General features: G+C 72.8%; 13 protein-coding genes. 8 read left to right on the top strand and 5 right to left on the bottom strand.

Translation table 11 applies throughout. The features are described from left to right. Both Pta02_RS33100 and Pta02_RS33095 read right to left on the bottom strand, forming a co-directional pair. Positions 1-2,409 carry a hybrid sensor histidine kinase/response regulator gene (locus tag Pta02_RS33100; RefSeq protein WP_203878938.1) on the bottom strand — a complete coding sequence of 803 codons (2,409 nt, stop codon included), beginning with the start codon at positions 2,407-2,409 and terminating at the stop codon, positions 1-3. Between the two features lie 217 nt (positions 2,410-2,626). After that, a complete protein-coding gene (locus tag Pta02_RS33095) occupies positions 2,627-3,454 on the bottom strand; it encodes a helix-turn-helix domain-containing protein (RefSeq protein ID WP_203878937.1) in 828 nt (275 codons plus the stop codon). On the opposite strand from Pta02_RS33095, the gene Pta02_RS33090 reads away from it, so the two are divergent. Beyond that, the gene (locus Pta02_RS33090; protein WP_203878936.1) at positions 3,453-4,001 is read left to right on the top strand and encodes a TIGR03086 family metal-binding protein; all 549 of its coding nucleotides are present in this window, start codon (positions 3,453-3,455) and stop codon (positions 3,999-4,001) included. The two genes, Pta02_RS33095 and Pta02_RS33090, sit on opposite strands and share 2 nt — an antisense overlap. A gap of 70 nt (positions 4,002-4,071) precedes the next feature. Here the strand turns inward: Pta02_RS33090 and Pta02_RS33085 are convergent, their stop codons facing one another. Continuing rightward, a complete protein-coding gene (locus tag Pta02_RS33085; RefSeq protein WP_203878935.1) occupies positions 4,072-4,431 on the bottom strand; it encodes a DUF1801 domain-containing protein in 360 nt (119 codons plus the stop codon). 86 nt (positions 4,432-4,517) lie between these two features. Beyond that, entirely contained in the window at positions 4,518-4,880 is a 363-nt protein-coding gene (locus Pta02_RS33080) for a hypothetical protein (RefSeq protein WP_239131421.1), read from the bottom strand. Between the two features lie 49 nt (positions 4,881-4,929). Here Pta02_RS33080 and Pta02_RS33075 point away from each other — a divergent pair, with 49 nt between their 5' ends. Next, positions 4,930-5,679 carry a DeoR/GlpR family DNA-binding transcription regulator gene (locus Pta02_RS33075; protein WP_203878933.1) on the top strand — a complete coding sequence of 250 codons (750 nt, stop codon included), beginning with the start codon at positions 4,930-4,932 and terminating at the stop codon, positions 5,677-5,679. 180 nt (positions 5,680-5,859) lie between these two features. After that, positions 5,860-6,189 carry a hypothetical protein gene (locus Pta02_RS33070; protein WP_203878932.1) on the top strand — a complete coding sequence of 110 codons (330 nt, stop codon included), beginning with the start codon at positions 5,860-5,862 and terminating at the stop codon, positions 6,187-6,189. Here the strand turns inward: Pta02_RS33070 and Pta02_RS33065 are convergent. After that, positions 6,147-7,388 (bottom strand): FAD-dependent monooxygenase, encoded by a 1,242-nt coding sequence (locus Pta02_RS33065; RefSeq protein WP_203878931.1) that lies wholly within the window; start codon positions 7,386-7,388, stop codon positions 6,147-6,149. The two genes, Pta02_RS33070 and Pta02_RS33065, sit on opposite strands and share 43 nt — an antisense overlap. A gap of 112 nt (positions 7,389-7,500) precedes the next feature. On the opposite strand from Pta02_RS33065, the gene Pta02_RS33060 reads away from it, so the two are divergent. The 5 genes from Pta02_RS33060 to Pta02_RS33040 form a co-directional block, all read left to right on the top strand. After that, on the top strand, positions 7,501-8,025 hold the full coding sequence (locus Pta02_RS33060) for a TetR/AcrR family transcriptional regulator (RefSeq protein WP_203878930.1): 525 nt from the start codon (positions 7,501-7,503) through the stop codon (positions 8,023-8,025). Between the two features lie 137 nt (positions 8,026-8,162). Continuing rightward, entirely contained in the window at positions 8,163-14,717 is a 6,555-nt protein-coding gene (locus tag Pta02_RS33055) for a non-ribosomal peptide synthetase (protein WP_203878929.1), read from the top strand. After that, positions 14,714-17,839 (top strand): non-ribosomal peptide synthetase, encoded by a 3,126-nt coding sequence (locus Pta02_RS33050; protein ID WP_203878928.1) that lies wholly within the window; start codon positions 14,714-14,716, stop codon positions 17,837-17,839. Before Pta02_RS33055 ends, Pta02_RS33050 begins: the two co-directional genes overlap by 4 nt. A gap of 154 nt (positions 17,840-17,993) precedes the next feature. Then, positions 17,994-18,752, top strand: a complete 759-nt coding sequence (locus tag Pta02_RS33045; RefSeq protein WP_203878927.1) for a hypothetical protein — start codon at positions 17,994-17,996, stop codon at positions 18,750-18,752. A gap of 61 nt (positions 18,753-18,813) precedes the next feature. Next, a partial coding sequence (locus Pta02_RS33040; RefSeq protein ID WP_239131420.1) for a HAMP domain-containing protein occupies positions 18,814-20,101 on the top strand: 1,288 nt, incomplete at its 3' end.

Here is a 20,101-nt window from a genome sequence, read left to right as displayed (position 1 = left end):
TCAGGATGAGGGTCGCTCGCCGGGAGAGTCGATCCAGCGGGCGATGGTGAGGGCGAGCTGGTCGTAGTCGAAGGGCTTGGCGATGAAGTCGTCCATTCCCACGGCCAGGCAGCGCCTGCGGTCCTCGGCGAAGGCCCCCGCGGTCAGCGCGATGATCGGGGTGTGCCGGGAGGCGCCCTCCTGGCGGCGCAGCAGCGTGGTGGCGGTGTAGCCGTCCATGACCGGCATCTGGCAGTCCATCAGGATCGCCTGATAGCGGGTCTTCTCCGCCATCTCGACGGCCTCGGCGCCGTTGGTGGCCAGATCGGCCTGATAGCCGAGCAGGTTCAGCACCTCCAGCGCCGCCATCTGGTTGAGCTCGTTGTCCTCCACCAGAAGCAGCCGGGAGCGGCCGGCGGAGACCGCGGAGGCGTCGCCGCCGGCGGCGACGGGCTCGCGCGCGGCGGCCTTCACCGGCGCCAGCAGCAGCGTGCAGGTGAACGTGCTGCCCTTGCCGGGTTCGCCTGACACCCGCAGATCACCGCCCATGGCCCGGGCGAGCCGGCGGGAGATGGCCAGGCCCAGACCGGTGCCGCCGTAGCGGCGGGTGGTGGAGGCGTCGGCCTGGACGAAGGGGTCGAACAACCGCTCCCTGGCCTCGGCGGGGATGCCGATGCCGGTGTCGGCGACCTCGATCCGGATCTCCGGCCTGCCGTCCGGCGCCGTGCCGGCCAGATCGGCGCGGACCGTGACGCTGCCGTCCGGGGTGAACTTCACGGCGTTGTCGACGAGGTTGAGCAGGATCTGCCGGATCCTGACCGGGTCGCCGCGCAGGACGGCGGGCACCCGCGGCCCGCACGAGCCGGTCAGGATCAGCCCCTTGTCGCGGGCGGTGGCCGACAGCAGGGCGACGACGTCGTGTACGGCGCCGCCGAGGTCGACCTCGCCCTCCTCCAGGACCAGCTGATCGGCTTCGATCTTGGACAGGTCCAGGATGTCGTTGATGATCGCCAGCAGTGCCTGTCCCGCGCTGAGGATGCCCTCCAGCTGCCGGCGCTGCTCGTGGCCGAGCGGACCGGCCAGCAGGACCGCGGCCAGGCCGATGACCGCGTTCATGGGGGTGCGGATCTCGTGGCTCATGGTGGCCAGGAACTGCGACTTGAGCCGGGAGGCCTCCAGCGCCCGGTCGCGGGCGGTGGCCAGGTCCCGCTCGAACCGCTTGCGCTCGGTGATGTCCCGGGCGAAGGCGTTGAGGTGCCGGCGGCCGGCGGACTCCACGCACCAGACGGTGATCTCCACCGGGAGCGGGCGGCCGTCGCGGTGCCTGGCGGTGATCTCCATGCGGTCCCCGCAGGAGTCCGGCGCGGAGAAACGCTCGGCGTACACCTCGGCGGGGATGATGAGCCCGGTCAGCGGCCTGCCGACCGCCTCGGCGGCGGACCAGCCGAAGGTCGTCTCTGCGGCGTGGTTCCAGTCGGTGACCGTCCCGTCGGCGTCGAAGCCGACGAAGGGGTCGCGGGCGGTGGCGATGATCGATCGGGTGCGCTCCTGCTGGTCGTGCAGCGCGGCGGTCGCCTGCTCCCGCTCGGTGATGATCGCCGCCACCAGCGTGCTCGTGGCGATCAGCACCACGGTGTAGCTCTGGGTGACCAGCAGGGTGGTGGACAGGGATTCCTGCACGAACGGCCCCACGCCGCGCGCCGCCGCGTAGATCACCACGGCGGAGGTGAACAGGCTGGACAGGCTCGCGCCCGGCAGCCGGAACCGGATCGCCGCCCACAGCAGCACCGGGACGACGAGGGTCAGCCGCCCGGCCCCCAGGACCGGCCAGGTGGCCAGCGGAAGCGCCAGGCACAGCAGGCCGGCCTCGGCCACCCGGCCCCTGCTCGGGACCGGCCGCCGGCGCCGATGGGCCCAGGCCGACAGCAGCACCGGGGTCAGGGTGATCACGCCGATCGCGTCGCCGAACCACCACAGCACCCAGGAGGACGTCATCTCGGCCGTGGGCACGATCCCGCCGGCCCACAGCGCCGTCACCCCGATGCCCGCGCTCACCGCCGTGCCGCCCAGGCCGGCGAGGCCGACCAGGAGCAGGACGTCGCGCAGGCGGGCGACGGGCCGGCGGAACCCGGCCCGGTTCAGCAGCCCGGCGGCGACGAGCGCCTCCAGGGCGTTGCCCGCCGCGATGAGCGCGGCCACCCACAGCGGGATCCCGGTCGAGGCGTTGAACACCAGCGCCCCGAGCAGCACCGCCGGTGCCATGCGGTAGCCGTACAGGACGACGGCCGCCACCGCCAGCCCGCTGGGCAGCCAGATGGGCGAGATGCTGGTGTTGACCGCCGCCAGCGCGGACGCCGCCTGGGCGGTCAGCACGTAGAGAACCGTCAGCAGGACGATCCCCCCGAGATACACCGCGCGGTGGCGAAGCATGGAAGCAAGCTCCTCACATCGGGCCCACAGGTCCCGGCTCCAGCCGTCAGGTCCTGCTCCGTGGGCCGGGCGTCGGGGTCGCGGAATCACGGCGCGTCCCGAACCGTGCGGTGAGTTTACTCCCGTCCACTCCCTGCGATGTGCCCAGGTCCGCAAGCCCGGCCCCGAAATCTCCGCCGTGAGTCGATCGTCCGGCTCGGACGGCGGGCCGCCGGGATCAGGACCGGTGTCCGAGCCGGGCGTAGGCCGCGGGCGGCATGCCGACCGCGGCGGTGAAGTCGCGGGTCAGGTGGGCCTGGTCGGCGTAGCCGAGCTCGGCGGCCAGCGTGGCGAGGTCGAGGCCCCGGTAGATCCGCTCCGCGGCCTCGTGGAGCCGGAACCGGCGGATCACCCATTTGGGGCCGATGCCGACGTAGTCCCGGAACAGCCGCTGCAGCGAGCGCACCGACCGCCCCGATCCGGCGGCCAGCTCGTCGACCCTGGTCACCGACACCTCGCGCTCCGCCGTCGCCACCAGTGCCGCGGCCTCCTGCGCCAGCGGATCCGGGTGCGGCTCCAGGTCCAGCAGGAACGTCTCGACGAGCGCGACGGCGGCCCGGGGGTCGGGCTCGGCCAGGACCCGCTCGACCAGGGTCGCGCCCGCCGCGCCGTACATCTCGCCGATCTCCACGAAGCGGCCGGTCAGCCGGGACACCGCGGCGCCGAGGAACGGCCGGAACCCGCCGGGGCGGAAACGCGTGCCGAGCACGCGGCCCTCTCCCCGCATCGTGTAGGAGAACCCGCCTCTGATCACCCCAGCGATCCGGTGGAAGTCCCGGGCGATCGCCATGTTCACCGTGGGGTGCGAGACGATGCGCTGCTCGTACGGCTCGGCGAGGCCGGTCCAGGTGACGGCCCAGAAGTGGTCCACGTACGCCGAGAGCGCGGGTGAGGGCTCCCAGCGGAGATAGTCGAAGGCGTCGAGCCCCGCGTACGGGTCGATCCAGCCGCGCTGTCGCGTTTCTACAAGCCGCGCCTCGGGCACGCGGGGCACGATCCCTGCCATGGAAGACATGATGCCGGTGATGACCCGCGCCACTGAACGGACCGCGGGGCTGGTGCGGGCGGTACGGCGGGAGCAGCTCGGCTCCCCGACCCCGTGTGAGAAGTTCGACGTCGAGAAGCTGGTCAACCACCTGGAGTGGGTGGCGGAGATGTTCGAGTCGCTGGGGCGCGGCGGGCCCGCCCTGGAGCAGGGCCCCTACGCGGGCGACTTCCCCGAGCGGGCGGCGCGCACGCTGGCCGCCTGGTCGCGGCCCGGGGCCTGGGAGGGGGTCAGCTCCGCCATGGGCCTGCCGATGACCACTCTGGCCCACATGTTCCTCGTCGACATGGTCGTGCACGGCTGGGATCTGGCTATGGCCACCGGCCAGGAGTACGAGCCGGATCCCGAGGCCGTCGCGCGGGCGCTGGCCTTCACCGAGCAGATGGTGGAGATGGGCAGGCGGCGGGGCGTCTTCGGGACGCCGGTGACGGTGCCGCAGGACGCCCGGCCGTTCGACCGCCTGCTCGGCCTCATCGGCCGCGACCCGGCCTGGAGCCCGTTGCCCTGAGCCCGTTGCCCTCAGCCCGTCCCGGGCCCGGACGAGAGCTGCCGATCGCCTCGCGCGGCGAGGCGATCGGCTACTCGTCCATCATCTTGACCCAGTCGTTGACCAGCTTCTCCAGCGTGGCCCTGTTCGCCTCGATGTCGTCCATGGAGCGGAACTTGGCGTAGGCCCGTCCCTTGGGCCCGGCCTCCAGCAGTCCGGAGTCGTCGTCGAACAGGGAACCCTTGTGGAAGATCACGGGGACGTAGTCCTTCACCCGCGGGTTGAGGGTGGCCATCTCCTCCTTGTAGGCGAAGCTGGGACCTCCCCACTTCACGTCTTCCTCGATCTTGGGGTTCGCCTTGACGATGATGTCCCGGACGGCCTCCATCTCGGCCTTCATCGGGTGGTCGAGCTTGCTCAGGAAGTCGTCTACTTTCTGCGTCGCACTCATATCCGCAGTAGTACACGACGACGGCGGAGGGGGCGACGCCCCGGCCCGCCTTCAGGGGTCCCGCCGCCCGGATTAGGGGTGCGGGCTCATTCCGGCCGATAGCCGGGGATGTCCTCGACCCGGTGGTAGACGGGCAGGCCGCGCTCCGTCGCGATCCGCACATCCTGGTCGGCGCCGGTGGACTCCCCCGGCAGCCGCAGGACCGCGTCGCAGTGCCGCAGCAGGCGCTCCGCGGTGGGATACATGATCTGTTCGGCCACCGGGTCGGCCGGCCCGTCACCGCCCGCGCCGCGCAGCACGGGCAGCGCGACCCATTCGCCGATCATCGGGACGTGGCCGCTGCGGAAGACCGGCCACGCCGCCTCCTCCAGCCGGGCCAGATTGCGTGCCATCAGTTCGGGGTCGTCTCCGGTGCCGGAACGGTAGGGGCCTGCGATAAGAATCATCATGCCGCCGACCATAGTGTGCAACAATGTGAAAAAACAAGGAGAAACGTGCATGCTTGCCGCTCAGCGTCGTGATCTGCTGCTCGAACGCCTCCGCACGGACGGCCGGATCGTCGCCAAGGACCTCGCCGCCGAACTGGGCATATCCGAGGACAGCGTCCGGCGTGACCTGCGCGACCTCGCCGCGGCCGGTCTGTGCCAGCGGGTGTACGGCGGCGCGCTGCCCGCCTCCCCGGCCCTCGCCGACTACACGACCCGCCAGGGCGTCGAGGTCCCCGGCAAGCAGCGGGTGGCGGTCGCGGCGGCGGCGCTGGTCGAGCCCGGCGCCACGGTGATCCTCGACGGCGGCACCACCGCCCTGGCGGTGGTGCGGGCGCTCCCGCCCGGCCTGCGGGCCACCGTCGTCACGCACAGCCCGACCGTGGCCGCCGCGCTGGTCGAGCACCGGGAGGTGGAGGTCTACCTGATCGGCGGACGGCTGTTCAAGCACTCGATGGTCGCCTGCGGCGCCGCCGCCATGGAGGCCGCCCGCGGCCTGCGCGCCGACATCTTCCTGCTCGGTGTGACCGGCGTGCACCCCGAGGCGGGCCTGACCACCGGCGACGCCGACGAGGCCGCGATGAAGCGCGCCCTGGCCCGCCGGGCCGCCGACACCTACGTGCTGGCCAGCTCGGAGAAGATCGGCGCGGCGTCCCGGTTCACCGTGCTGCCGCTGGCGGAGGTCGCCGGGGTGATCACCGACGCCGGAGCCGGCAACCCGACGGTGCGGGCGCTGGAGGTGCCGGTCCTCCACGCGCCGTGACCCCCGGCGACTCCCGGCCGCCCGACAGCCGTCCGGGTCCGGTGATCCGGTATCACGGACGCGCGAGATGCCTCTATAGAAGAAGAGTCCCTCTCCGGGAGAGGGGACCGTCGAAAGGTGCCCGCCCGCCGCGTCCGGCGGGCCGGGTTCCGCGAACGACATAGCAAGGAGGCATCTGTCATGCCGTGCTCATCCGACCTGCTCCTCATCGCACGGGCGCAGGCCCTGTTCGTGAGCCCCCTGTCGGCGCACGCGCTGTCCAGCGCCGCCGACGTGGCCGAGGCCATCAGGGCGGCCGTGCACAGCCACGGCGGCGTCCGGCGGTGCGCCGGTGAGGTCGCCGCCGCCTACGGGGCCCGCCCCGAGCTCGCCGCGGAGCGCATGCGCTGGGCTCTGCGCACCGTCGGGGGCCTGTACCCCCCGCGCGCGAGGCGGGAGGGCCGGCCCCCCTCCGCCGCGCGGCGGTGTCAGGCTCCGGCCCGGCGGGCGGTGGCCGGTCCCCGCGTGTAGTCCTTCAGCTCGACCCTGTCGTGCATCCGCACCCCCCGGCCGCCGAGGCCGGTCAGGGCGCGCAGGACCGGCGTGGGAACGCGGTTGACCATCCGGATGCCCTGGACCATGCCCCACAGGGCCGTCCGGCTGCCGGGGATGAGCCGCCGGGCCGCGCCGACGGCGAAGGTACGGCTGCGCCGTACGTAGTCGCCGATCTCCCGCTCGTAGGCGGGGAAGGCCCGCGCGTGGTCGCCCCCGGCCGCGGCCAGCTCGCCGGCCAGGACGTAGGCGCCCACGACCGCCAGGCTGGTGCTGCCGCCGACGGCCGGGCCGGGGCAGTAACCCGCGTCGCCGGCCAGGCTCACCCGCCCCCGGGACCAGCTGTCCATGCGGATCTGGGTGATCGAGTCGAAGTAGAACGTCGAGGCGCGCTCCAGCTCCTCGCCCAGCAGCCGGGGCACCTCCCAGCCCAGGCCGGCGAAGTGCCGGCGCAGCAGTTCCTTCTGCCGCTCGACGTCGCGGTGGTGGTAGTCGAGCTCGGCGGCGGGGCGGAACATGAACAGCGCGCGGGCGTCGTCCATGTGCGCCCCGCCGTAGACGCCCGCCATCCTGTCCACCCCCGCGATCCCCTCCATGCGGTCGCGCAGGCCCAGGTAGTTGGGGATCGACATGACCGCCAGGTAGGCCCCGATCCAGGTCGAGAAGCGCGACTCCGCGCCGAAGGCCAGGCGCCGGACGTTGGAGTGCAGCCCGTCGGCCCCGATCACCAGGTCGAACCTGCGGGCGGCGCCGCCGTCGAAGGTGACGTCGACGCCGCCGGAGTCCTCGGTCATGGTGGCGACGGAGTCGCCGAAGAGGTACTCCACCCCGTGCCGGGTGGCCTCGTGGAGGATCTCGCCCAGGTCGTCCCGCATGATCTCGGCGTGCCGGTCGGACACGACGCGGACCAGCCTGCCGACCTCCATCTCGTGCGGGCGCCCGCCGTCCCCGGTGCGGAAGGAGAGCCACTGGGTGCCGGTCTGCCTCTGCCGGATCTGATCGAGCAGGCCCATCCGGTCGACGATGTCCATGGCCGGGCGGAACAGGTCGACCGCGTGCCCGCCGGCCTTGCGCAGCCGCGGGGCCCGCTCGACCACGGTGACCGCGAAGCCGTACCGGTCGAGCCAGTAGGCCAGGACGGGACCGGCGATGCTGGCCCCGGAGACGAGGATCCGCACGCGCTTCTCCTTACTTAACGGAAGGTAAGCCACTTACTTAACGATAGGTAAGCACGGTTCGGCCGGCCGCGCAAGAACCTACTTAACGATAGGTAAGCGCTACCCTTGGGCCATGGCGAGGCCCTCGGACACCAAGACGCGCATCCAGGCCGTGGCACGCGAGCTGTTCATGGAGCAGGGCGTGCAGAACACCAGCCTGAAGCAGATCTCCGACCGGCTCGGCATCACCAAACCGGCCCTCTACTACCACTTCGAGTCACGCGAGGCCCTGGTCAGGAGCATTCTGCAGCCGCTCCTGGACGACCTGGACACCTTCACGGCCACCCTCGCACCGGGAGACGCGCGACGGCTGCTCGAGGACTGCTTCGAGCTCATGTGGCGGCACCGCGAGGTGCTCGTGATGCTCCTGCACGACCCGGGCACGATGCTCGGGCTCGATCTGGTGGAGCGGGTGTGGGAGTGGCGCAAGCGGCTGACCGCGCTGCTGCTCGGTCCCTCCCCCTCCGCCGCCGCGCGGATCCACGCGACCGTGGCGATCGGCGGCATGTCCGACTGCGTGGTGGAGCACGCCTCCCTCCCGTTCGAAGAGGTCAGGGCCGCCGCGGTGGCGGCCGCGCTGGCGGCCCTTCAGTCATGAGATAACACCATTTTCAGACAGCCCATTTATAAATCAGTCATTTACGGTCCGTTTCACATCTCGACTCCGTACGGACAGATATGTATGAATGACCTTGATCTGATGTAACGCGCTGCCCACCCGAAAGTGAGACAGGTGTGACATCCTCGTCCGGGCTGTCCTCGAACAACGTCCGGCTCTCCGACCCCAAAAGGGCACTCCTCGAACAAAGGCTTCGCCGCCGCGCCCCGGCGCAGGTCCCGGCCCTCCCCCGGCGCCCGGCCGACCGTCCGATCCCGCTCTCGTTCGGCCAGGAGCGGCTGTGGTTCATGGACCAGTTCATCCCGGGGAACACCGCCTACACGATCCCGATCTCCCTGCGGCTGCGCGGCCGCCTCGACCCCGACCGGCTGGAGCTGGCCCTGCGCGCCGTCGTGGCCCGGCACGAGAGCCTGCGGATGCGCTTCCCCGCCGGCGAGGACGGCCAGCCGTACGTCCTCGTCGGCGAGGAGGCCGAGATCGGGCTGCGCCGCCTCACCGCCGGTGACGAGGCGGCCGCGGCGCAGATCCTGAGCGCCGAGATGGCCCGCCCCTTCGACCTGGCCTCGGACCCGCCGATCCGCTCCGCTCTCGTCCGCCTGGCCGAGGACGACCACGTGCTGCTGGTGACCGTCCACCACATCGTGGCCGACGGCTGGTCCATCGAGATCCTCACCGAGGAGCTGCGCGCGCTCTACGGCGGCGCCGACCTGCCCGACCTGGAGATCCAGTACGGCGACTACGCCCTCTGGCAGCGCGAGCGCCCGGTCTCCGAGGCGGATCTGGACTACTGGCGCGCGCGGCTGGCCGGAGTCCCGCCGCTGGAGCTGCCCGTCGACGGCAGGCGCCCCGCCGAGCAGACCTATGACGGCGCCTCGCACGCCTTCCTCCTGGACCGCGAACTGGTGGAGGCGGTGGCCGGGCTCGCCAGGCGGGAGGGCGCGACGCTCCACATGGCGGTGCTCGCGGCCTACCAGGCCCTGCTCGGCCGCTACTGCGGCCAGGACGACTTCGCGGTCGGCTCCCCGGTGGGCGGGCGCCCGCGCCGGGAGCTGGAGGGCATGATCGGCCTGTTCATCAACGTCCTGGCGGTCCGGGCCGATCTCGGCGGCGACCCGTCCTTCCGGGAGTTGCTGGACCGGGTCCGGCGGAGCACCACCGACTCCTACGCCCACCAGGAGCTGCCCTTCGAGCGGCTGGTCGGGGAGCTCGGGGTCGTCAGGGACGTGTCCCGGCCGCCGGTCTTCCAGGTCGGCCTGGCCTTCCAGAGCTACCGCGACGCCCGGCGGCCGGCCTGGCCGGGGCTGAGCGCCGAGCCGTTCGACCTCCAGGCCCGCGGCGCCCGCTTCGAGCTGGAGCTCTTCCTGGAGGAGGAGCCCGAGGGGCTGCGCGGGCTCCTCATCTACAACCGCGACCTGTTCGGCGCGGACACCGTCGCGGCCCTGGCCTCGCACTTCGAGGCGCTGCTGCGCGCGGCCGCCGCGGCGCCGGACACGCGGATCTCGGAGCTGGAGATCCTCCCGCCCGCCGAGCGGGAGCGGATCCTCGCCCACGCCGCCGGGCCGCGCGAGCCGTACGACGACGAGGCCACCCTGGGCTCGCTGTTCGAGGCGCAGGCGGCGCGGACCCCGGACGCCGTGGCGGTGGAGTTCGAGGACGTCCGGCTGACCTACGCCGAGCTCGACGGGCGGGCCAACCGGCTGGCCCACCGGCTGCGGGAGCTGGGGGTGGGCCCCGGCTCGCGGGTCGCGGTCTGCGCCGAGCGCTCGCCCGAGCTGGTGGCGGGTCTGCTGGGCGTGCTGAAGGCGGGCGGGGCCTACGTGCCGCTGGACCCCGACTACCCGGCCGACCGGCTGGCCTTCATGCTCTCCGACGCCGGGGCCGCGGTCCTGCTCCTCCAGCAGGCCGTCGGGGACCGCCTGCCGCCGACCGGCGCGCAGGCCGCGCCCGGCGCGCCACCGGAGGCCGCCTCACCCGGCGCCCCTCCGCACGGCTCCCCTCCACGGGACGCCCCTCCGCACGGCCCGGTCACCGTGTCGCTGGACGACCCGCTCACCGGGTATCCCGCCACCCCGCCGCCGCCCGCCGCCACCTCCTCCGACGTCGCCTACATGATCTACACCTCGGGCTCGACGGGCCGGCCCAAGGGCGTGCCCAACACCCACGCGGGCATCGGCAACCGGCTCGACTGGATGCAGCGCGCCTACCGCCTGTCCGGCGACGACGTGGTGCTGCAGAAGACCCCGGCCGGGTTCGACGTGTCGGTGTGGGAGTTCTTCTGGCCGCTGATCACCGGCGCCCGGCTCCTGCTGGCCCGGCCCGGCGGCCACCGCGACACCGCCTACCTGCGCGACCTGATCGCCTCACGGGGCGTCACGACGATGCACTTCGTGCCGTCGATGCTGGCGGCCTTCCTCACCGAGGAGGACCTCGAGCGCTGCTCCCCGCTGCGGCGGGTGGTGTGCAGCGGCGAGGAGCTGCCCCCGCACGTGGCCGAGCGGTTCTTCGCCCGGCTGCCGCAAGTGGAGCTGTACAACCTGTACGGCCCGACGGAGGCGGCCGTGGACGTCACCCTGTGGCGGTGCGCGCCCGGCGACGCCACGGTGCCCATCGGGCGTCCGGTGCAGAACACCACGCTGTACGTCCTGGACCGGCACCTGCGGCCGGTCCCCTTCGGGGTGCCGGGCGAGCTGCACATCGGCGGGGTCCAGCTGGCCACCGGCTACCACGACCGCCCCGCGCTGACCGCCGAGCGCTTCGTGCCCGACCCCTTCGGCCCGCCGGGCGCGCGCCTGTACAGGACGGGGGACCTGGTACGGCTGCGCCGCGACGGGGCGATCGTCTTCCTCGGCCGGATCGACACCCAGGTCAAGATCCGGGGCCAGCGCATCGAGCTGGGCGAGATCGAGGCGGTCCTGCGCGAGCAGCCGGGCGTGGGCGAGGCGGTGGTGACCGTCCGGGAGGACGGCGCTGCCGGTGACAGGCGGCTGGTCGCCTATGTCGTGCCCGGCGAGGCGGGCGATGCGAGTGACATGACGGTCGACACCGCCGTCCTGCGCTCGTCGCTGCGCGCGGCGCTGCCCGACGCCATGGTGCCCTCCGCGATCGTCGTGCTGGAGGCGCTGCCGCTGAGCCCCAACGGCAAGCTGGACCGCTCGGCGCTGCCCGCACCGCAGCGGCACGGAGAAGAGGGCGGGCGGGGCACCGAGCCTGCCACGCCCGCCGAGCGGGCCATCGCGGAGGTGTGGCGGGAGCTGCTGGGCGTGGAGGCCGTCGGCTCCGACGACGACTTCTTCGAGCTGGGCGGCCACTCCCTGATGGCCGTGCAGGCCGTCGCCCGGCTGCGCAAGGCCCTGCCCGGCCTGGAGGGCGGGCGCGCGGTCGGGGTCATGGACCTGTTCAAGAACCCGACGGTGCGCGCCCTGGCGGAGCTGGTCGAGCGGCCGGACGCGCCGCAGGGGCCCCGCTCCCTGCTGTACGAGCTGACCCGGCCGGGCCCGCAACGGAGCATCACCTACGTCTGCATCCCCTACGGCGGCGGCCAGGCGATGGTCTTCCAGCCGCTGGCGGACGCGCTGCCCGAGGAGTGCGCGCTGTACGCCATGGCCTTCCCCGGCCACGACCCCGGCCTGCCCGAGGAGGAGACCAAACCCCTGGACGAGATCGCCGACCAGTGCGTCACGGAGATCCTGGAGGGCATCGACGGCCCGCTGGCGATCTACGGCCACTGCGGCATCGGCGGCGCGCTCGCCGTGGAGGTGGCCCGGCGGCTGGAGGCGCGGGGCCGGGAGCCGGAGGCCGTCTACATCGGCGCGATCTTCCCCTTCACCCGGCCCACCGGCCGCATCGCCGGTCCGCTGGGCCGGCTGCTCCGCACGGACCGGCTGCGCGGCGACCGGGCCTACGAGAACCGGATGAAGTCGATGGGCAACGACGTCTCCGGCCTCGACGAGGAACAGATCAGGTTCATGGTGCGCAACCAGCGCCGGGACACCCTGATCGCCGAGGAGACCTTCACCCGGCTGCTGGCGGAGGAGGTCGCCCCGCTCCGCGCCCCGGTCATCTCGGTGGTGGGCGAGCAGGACCCCGCGACGGACTACTACCTCGAACGCTACAAGGAGTGGCACTTCCTCAGCCCCGAGACGGCGCTGGTCATCCTCGACGAGGCCGGGCACTACTTCCTGAAGTACCGGGCCGAGGACCTGGCGGAGGTCCTGACCAACACCCACATCGCGATGGGGTACGGCGCGGCGCACACCCTCGACCGGACCTCCCGGGGCCCGGCCGCGGGCTGGTGGGTCGAGGAGACCTCCACCCGTCCCCGGCAGGCCCCGGGCGCCGGGGCGGAGAAGAGCGCGGGCACCGCGCCGGGCGCGCCCCCGCCCAGCATGCGGCGTTTCATGATCGTCGCGATGGCCCAGCTGGTCTCGATGACCGGAACCGCGGTCACCGACTTCGCGATCCCCATGTGGATCTATCTGACGACCGGGTCGCTGGCGGACTACGCGCTGTTCATCGCGCTGTCGATCATGCCGGGCGTGTTCGCCGCGCCCCTGATCGGCGCGCTGGTGGACCGGGCGGGAAAGCGCCGGATGATGGTCACGGGCGCCTGCCTGGCCGGCGGGACCCAGCTCGTCCTGGGCCTGCTGCTGTGGAGCGGGAACCTGGAGATCTGGCACTTCTACCCGCTGACGGCGTGCCTGTCGATCGCCCTGATCTTCCAGCGGCTGGCCTTCACCACCGCGCTCCCCCAGCTGGTGCCCAAGCAGTACCTGGGTCACGCGGCCGGCGTCGTGCAGATGGTGATGGGCACCTCCCAGTTCGTCGCGCCGCTGGTGGCCGTGGCGCTGCTGTCCTCGATCGGCCTGAGCGGCGTCCTCGTCGTCGACGTGGCGAGCTTCGGTCTGCTGCTGGTCGTGCTGGTGCTCGTCCGCTTCCCCGCCACGATGGCGCACGTGCGCCGGGAGACGCTGACGGCGGAGATCGCCAACGGGTTCCGCATGTCGTTCGGCAACCGGTATCTGCGGGCCGCCCAGCTGTACTTCGCCGTGCTGAACGTGATGCTGTCGGCGCTGCTGCTGTCGATCTCGCCGCTGGTGCTGTCCTTCGCCTCGCTCTCCACCGCCGGGCAGATCTCCGTCGCCGGCGGCGTGGGCGCCGCCCTGGGCGGCCTGGTGGTCGCGCTGTGGGGCGGCCCGCGCAGGCGCCGGATGCGGGGCGTGATGCTGGCCACCCTGCTGCTGAGCCTCTTCGCGGTCGTCACCGGCCTGCACGCCTCCCCCCTGGTCGTGGGGATCGGCGCCTTCGGCCTGTGGGGCAGCCTGTCGATCGTCAACGGCATCTTCATGACGATCGTGCACGTGAAGGTGCCGCAGCGCTTCCACGGCCGGGTCATGGCGGTCAACCAGATGATCTCCTGGTCGACGCTGCCGCTGGGCATGGCCGTGGTCGCGCCGCTGGGCGAGCGCCTGCTGGAGCCGCTGCTGGCCCCCGGCGGCGCGCTGGCCCCGACCGTGGGCGCCGTGATCGGTGTGGGCGAGGGCCGGGGCATCGCCTTCATGTACATCGTGTTCGGCCTCGGCATCGCCGCCCACGTGCTCATCTCGATGCGAGTCCCCGTACTGGCCCGGTTCGACGAGGAGATGCCCGAGGCCGTCCCCGACGACCTGGTCGGCGCGCAGGTCCTGCGCGAGCGGGCGGGCAACCGCGTCAGCCTGGCCTGGAGCGCGCCCGCGTTCGCCAAGGCGCTCACCATGCCGCTGCCGGCGAGCAAGGCCGGCGAGCTGCTGGGCGCCGAGGTCGAACGGGTCGTCCTGCGCACCGGCGGGGAGATCAGCGCCGTCTACGAGGTCCGCTGCGCCGACCGGAGCCTGCCGCACCCGGACGTGATCGTGAAGATCTACCCCGACCTGTTCACCGCCAGGCTCCACAAGGAGATGCAGGTCTACGACCTGCTGCGCGGCAGCGGCGTCCCGGCGCCGGCGGTGGTGAAGTGGGACGACTCCAGGCGCGACCTGCCCCGCGCCTACCTGATCATGACGAAGGTGGCGGGCAGGCCGCTGTCGGAGGTGTCCGGCGCCCTGCCCGAGGCGGCGATCGCGGGCCTGTACCGGGAGATGGGGGCCGCGCTGCGCGCCCTGCACGACGTCGGACTGGCGCAGTTCGGCCCCCTCGACGGGGTGCGCGAGCCGTCCAACGAGGCCTACCTGGGCGGCCAGCTCGACCTGCGCACGGCGCAGTTCGCCGAGTTCGGCGGCGACCCGGCGCTGCACGCCGAGGTCACCGGGTACGTCGCGGCCCGGCGGCACCTGCTCGCGCGCTGCCGCACGCCCGTGCTGTGCCATCACGACTTCCACGAGCGCAACGTGATGGTCGCCGAACGCGACGGGTCCTGGCACCTCACCGGTGTCATCGACATGGAGAACGCCCTGGGCGGCGACCCGCTCATGGACCTGGCCAAGACCGACTACTTCGCCGTCAGGGGCGATGCCGTACGCCGCCGGGAGCTGCTGGCCGGGTACGGCGAGCTGCCCGCCGACTGGTCCGAGCGGGTGGATCTCTACCGGCTCTACCACGCCCTGGACCAGTGGTGCTGGCTGGCCACCGTAGGCGAGACCGACGCACTGCAGCCCATCACCGACGAGATCCGCGCCTGCCTGAAGGAGAGCCGATGACCACCGAGGACCTCTTCCCCGCCTCCTTCGCCCAGGAGCGGATCTGGTTCCTCACCGAGCTGCAGCCCGAACTGGCGGTCTACAACGTCGCCGCCTGCTCCGCCCTGCCCTGGATGCGGCCGGTCGACCCCGACCTGCTGGAGCGGGCGCTGGGCCTCCTGGTGCGCAGGCACGAGCCGCTGCGGACCTCCTTCGCCTTCCGGGACGAGCAGGTCGTCCAGCGGGTCGCCGCGCAGGTTCCGGTGGTCCTGGAGCGCAGCGACGTGTCGGGGGCGGCCGACCCGCAGGCGGAGTTCGAGCGGATCGCCGAGCGGGAGGCCCGCGCGCCGTTCTCCCTGGACCGGGCCCCGCTGTGGCGGGCGCGGCTGGTGTCGCTGGGGCCGGGCGAGACGGGCGAGCAGGAGTGGCGGCTGCTGTTCGTCGCCCACCACACGGTCTACGACGCCTGGTCCTCGCAGGTCCTCTCGCGCGAGCTGGCCGAGCTCTGCGCGGCGCTGCGGGAGGAGCGCCCGCCGGACCTGCCGGAGCCGGCGATCCAGTACGCCGACTACGCCGTCTGGCAGCGTGAGCGCCTGGCCGGCGGGGCGCTCGAGGCCGACCTGGACTACTGGCGGGCCAAACTCGCCGGGACCGTCCCGCTGGAGCTGCCCGCCGACCGGCCCCGCCCGGCCGAGCTGAGCTACGCCGGCGCCAACCTCGACTTCTCCGTTCCCGGCGAGACCGCCGAGCGGGTGGCCGAACTCGCCAAACGGACGGGCTCGACCCCCTTCATGGTGCTGCTGGCCGCGTTCGCGACCCTGCTGGCCCGCTGGACGGGCCGCACGGACGTCGTCGTGGGCTCCCCGGTGGCCGGCCGCGAGCTGCCCGAGCTCGGCCCGCTGATCGGCATGTTCGTCAACACGCTGCCGCTGCGCGTCGATCTGGACGGCGACCCGTCGTTCTCCGGGGCGCTGGAGCGGGTGCGCGCCACCGTGCTGGAGGCCCTGGAGCACGAGAGGGTGCCCTTCGCCCGGCTGGTGGAGGAGCTGCGCCCGCCGCGCGACCCCGGCCGCACCCCTCTCTACCAGGTCGGCTTCAACCAGCTCCCGGTCGAGGCGCACGGGCTGCAGCTCGGCACCGGGACGGCCAAGACCGATCTGACCCTGGAGGTGCTGAGCTCGCACGGCGGGCTGGGCGGGTGGATCGAGTACAGCACCGACCTGTTCGAGGAGGACACCGTCCGCCGCCTGCTGTCGGGATTCCTGACACTGCTGGAGGCGGCCGTACGGGACCCGGAGCTGCCGATCTCCCGCCTCCCGCTGCTGGACGCCGGGGAACGCCGCCGGCTGCTGACCGCCTGGCACGGCCCGGCCTCGCCGTACCCGGACCGCCCGCTGCACGAGCTGGTCGCGGAGCGGGCGGCGCTGGCCCCGGACGCCCCGGCGATCGTGTCGCGCTCGGGGACGCTGACCTACGCCCAGCTGGAGCAGCGGGCCGACGACCTGGCCCGGCGGCTGCGCCAGCGCGGGGTCCGGGCGGAGAGCCCGGTGGCGGTGTGCCTGCCGCGCGAGCCGGAGCTCGTCGTGACGCTGCTGGCGGTGCTGAAGGCCGGGGGCTGCTACGTGCCGCTGGACCCCGACTACCCGGTCGACCGGCTGCGGTTCATGCTGGCCGACTCGGGCGCCGTGCTGCTGGTGACCCGCGCGACGCTGATCGAGCGCCTGCCCAGCGACCATCCCCCGGCGATCCTGCTGGACGCGCTGCTGTCGGGCGCCCTGCCGCCGCTGCCCGAGGAGAGCGTCCCCTCCGACGCCCTCGCCTACGTGATCTACACCTCCGGGTCGACGGGGCGGCCGAAGGGCGTCACGGTCCCGCACCGGGGAGTGGTGAACCTGGTCACCTCCCTGGGCTTCACCGAGGCCGAGCGGATGCTGCTGCTGACCTCCCTGTCCTTCGACATCGCCGGGCTGGAGATCTTCGGCCCGCTGCTGGCGGGCGGGACCGTGGTGATCGCCCCGCCGTACGGCACCGGCTCGCTCGGTGAGCTGGTCGCCCGGCACGAGGTGACCACGGTCCAGGCGCCGCCCTCGGTGCTGGCGGAGATCCTGGAGCGGCTGCCGTCCGGGCTGCCCCGCGTCTTCAGCGGCGGGGAGCCGCTGCCGGTCCACCTCGCCGGCCGGATCCACCGCGTCGCCGGGCAGCTGTGGAACCTCTACGGGCCGACGGAGACGACGATCTGGTCGACGGTCCACCGGGTGCCGCCGGACGCCGCGGCCATGTCCATCGGGGTGCCGGTGGCCAACACCGTCGCCCACGTGCTGGACGCGGCGATGGAACCGGTCCCGCCGGGGGTGGCCGGCGAGCTGTACCTGGGCGGTGACGGCCTGGCGCGCGGCTATCACGGCCGCCCCGGGCTCACCGCGGAGCGGTTCGTGGCCGATCCCTTCGGCGACGGCGCGCGCCTGTACCGGACCGGTGACCTGGTACGGCGCTCGCCCGACGGCGGCCTGGAGTTCCTGGGCCGGGTCGACGACCAGGTCAAGGTGCGCGGCGTGCGGATCGAGCCGGGCGAGGTGGAGGCGGCGTTGTCGGCCCACCCCGCGGTGACCAGGGCGGTCGCGGCGGTGCGCGAGGACGCCCCCGGCGGGCGGGCGCTGGTCGCCTACGTGCAGTACGCCGGTGCGGAGGTCCCCGCCGGGGAGCTGCGGGCGTTCCTGCAGACCCGTCTGCCCTCCACGATGCTGCCCAGCCTGTACGTGCCGGTCGCGGGCTTCCCCCGGCTGCCCAACGGCAAGCTCGACCGGGCCGCCCTGCCCTCCCCGCTCGGGGACGGCGGTGCGGCCCCGGCCGCCGGGCCGTCCACCGCGAGCGAGGAGCTGGTGCACGAGGTCTGGTGCGAGGTCCTGGGACGCGAGGACCTCGGGATCGACGACGACTTCTTCGACGTGGGCGGCCACTCGCTGCTCGGCACCCGGGTGATCGCCAGGATCTGCTCCGAGATCGGCGTCGACCTGCCGCTCAACGCCCTGTTCACCGCGCGGTCGATCCGCCGCCTCGCGGCCGTCGTGGAGGAGCTCCTGGCGGCCGAGATCGACCAGCTGTCCGACGAGGAGGCCGAGTCGCTGATCGACGGGCGCCCCTGATCCGGCGGACGGGTCCCGCCGCGCGGGAGGGGCGGGCACCGCGGGCCGGAACATCCGGGCCCGCGAACGCGGTGGGAGCCGGATCTGAGGGTAGGCGGACGCCATGGCATCTTCCTCACCCGATCCGGCCCCGCCCGGCGGAGGGACCGTAGCCGTGCACGCGCTGGCCCGCGGCGTCGCGGCGGTGCGCGGCGGCCGGGCCCTGCACACCCGCGGGCGGTTCTTCCGGGCCACCTTCGAGGTCGTCGACCATCCCGACATCTACCTGGGCATTCCCATCCTCGACGATCCGGGGAGAACAGAGGTGACGGTGCGCCTGTCCAAGGGCGCGTCCCTGCCCGGCCCGCTGCCCGACGTGCTGGGCCTGGCCCTGCGGCTGCCGTGCCCCTCCACGCCCCGCGGCCATCTCGACCTGCTGCTGTCCACGGCCGGCTGGCCGAAGTTCCTGCCCTTCCCCAGCACCGGGTTCGCCGCGGGCGTCTTCTCCACGCTGGTCTCCTACCGGCACGCGGCCGGGCGGATCCGCTTCCTGGCCGTCTCGGCGGACCGCGGCCGGCGCCTGTCGGCCGACCCCGACGCGCTCGTGCCCGCCGTCCAGGCGCGGCCGGTGCGCTTCGCCCTCGGCATCGAGGGGTTCCAGCAGCGGCCGGCGGCGTTCCTGACGCTGCACACGTCGCTGCCCGACGACCTGCCGGGCGGGGATGACCGGATCTCCTTCGACCCGGTGCTGAACAGCCATCCGGCCCTGCAGTTGCACGGCCTGCTGCGGCGGCTGCGCGCGGTCGCCTACGCCGGATCGAGGCTGGGCCGCCAGGAGAATGCACGGGATGGCGTATTCCCCGCGCACGGGGCAGCCGGATCTCCAGATAATGGCTGGGAAACGAACAAGTCAACTACACGTCAGGCTATATAGGGACTTCCGGAGTCATACCATTGCCTGACCTGATCTGGGTCGAGAGATGCGATGGTGAACGATGGCTGAGACCGCCGACACGGCGAGGCGCGCTACCCCGACTGCCGGAGGCGTGGAGGAGCTGGACCTGCGTCAGCTCCTGGCCGGTCTCACAGCCGTTCGCGACGGCGACTTCGGCACGCGCCTGCCCGACGAGGGCGACGGGCTGCTGAAGGAGATCGCCACCGTCTTCAACGGCATGGTGGACCAGCTCTCCTTGTTCACCTCGGAAGTGACGCGCGTGGCCCGCGAGGTGGGCACCGAGGGCCAGCTCGGCGGCCAGGCCGACGTGCCGGGCGTCTCGGGCACCTGGAAGGACCTGACCGACTCGGTGAACGCCATGGCGGGCAACCTCACCGACCAGGTGCGCGACATCGCCCAGGTGGCCACGGCGGTCGCGACCGGCGACCTGTCGCAGAAGATCACCGTTGACGTCCGCGGCGAGATCCTGGAGCTGAAGAACACCCTCAACACGATGGTCGACCAGCTGTCGTCCTTCGCCGCGGAGGTCACCCGCGTGGCCCGCGAGGTGGGCACCGACGGCCGCCTCGGCGGTCAGGCCGAGGTGACCGGCGTGGCGGGCACCTGGCGCGACCTGACCGACTCGGTGAACTTCATGGCGGGCAACCTGACCAACCAGGTGCGCTCCATCGCCCAGGTCACCACCGCGGTCGCCAAGGGCGACCTGTCGCAGAAGATCACGGTCGACGCCCGCGGCGAGATCCTGGAGCTGAAGAACACCATCAACACCATGGTCGACCAGCTGTCGTCCTTCGCCGACGAGGTCACCCGCATGGCCCGCGAGGTCGGCACCGACGGCCGCCTCGGCGGTCAGGCCGACGTCAAGGGCGTCTCCGGAACCTGGCGCGACCTGACCGACTCGGTGAACTACATGGCGGGCAACCTCACCGACCAGGTCCGCAACATCTCCCAGGTGGCCACCGCCGTCGCCCGCGGCGACCTCTCGCAGAAGATCACCGTTTCGGCCCGCGGCGAGATCCTGGAGCTGAAGAACACCCTCAACACCATGGTCGACCAGCTGTCGTCCTTCGCCGACGAGGTCACCCGGGTGGCCCGCGAGGTCGGCACCGAGGGAAGGCTGGGCGGCCAGGCCGACGTCAAGGGCGTCTCCGGGACCTGGAAGGCGCTGACCGAGTCGGTGAACGTCATGGCCGACAACCTGACGGCGCAGGTGCGATCCATCGCCGAGGTGACGACCGCGGTCGCCAAGGGCGACCTGTCGCAGAAGATCCGGGTGGACGCCCGCGGCGAGATCATGGAGCTGAAGGAGACCATCAACACGATGGTCG

This window comes from Paraplanobispora takensis, from assembly GCF_016863195.1.
GTDB classification, from domain to species: Bacteria; Actinomycetota; Actinomycetes; order Streptosporangiales; family Streptosporangiaceae; genus Planobispora; species Planobispora takensis.
The sequence above is the reverse complement of the archived record's forward strand: the minus strand, read 5'-3'. Positions and strand labels throughout refer to the sequence as shown.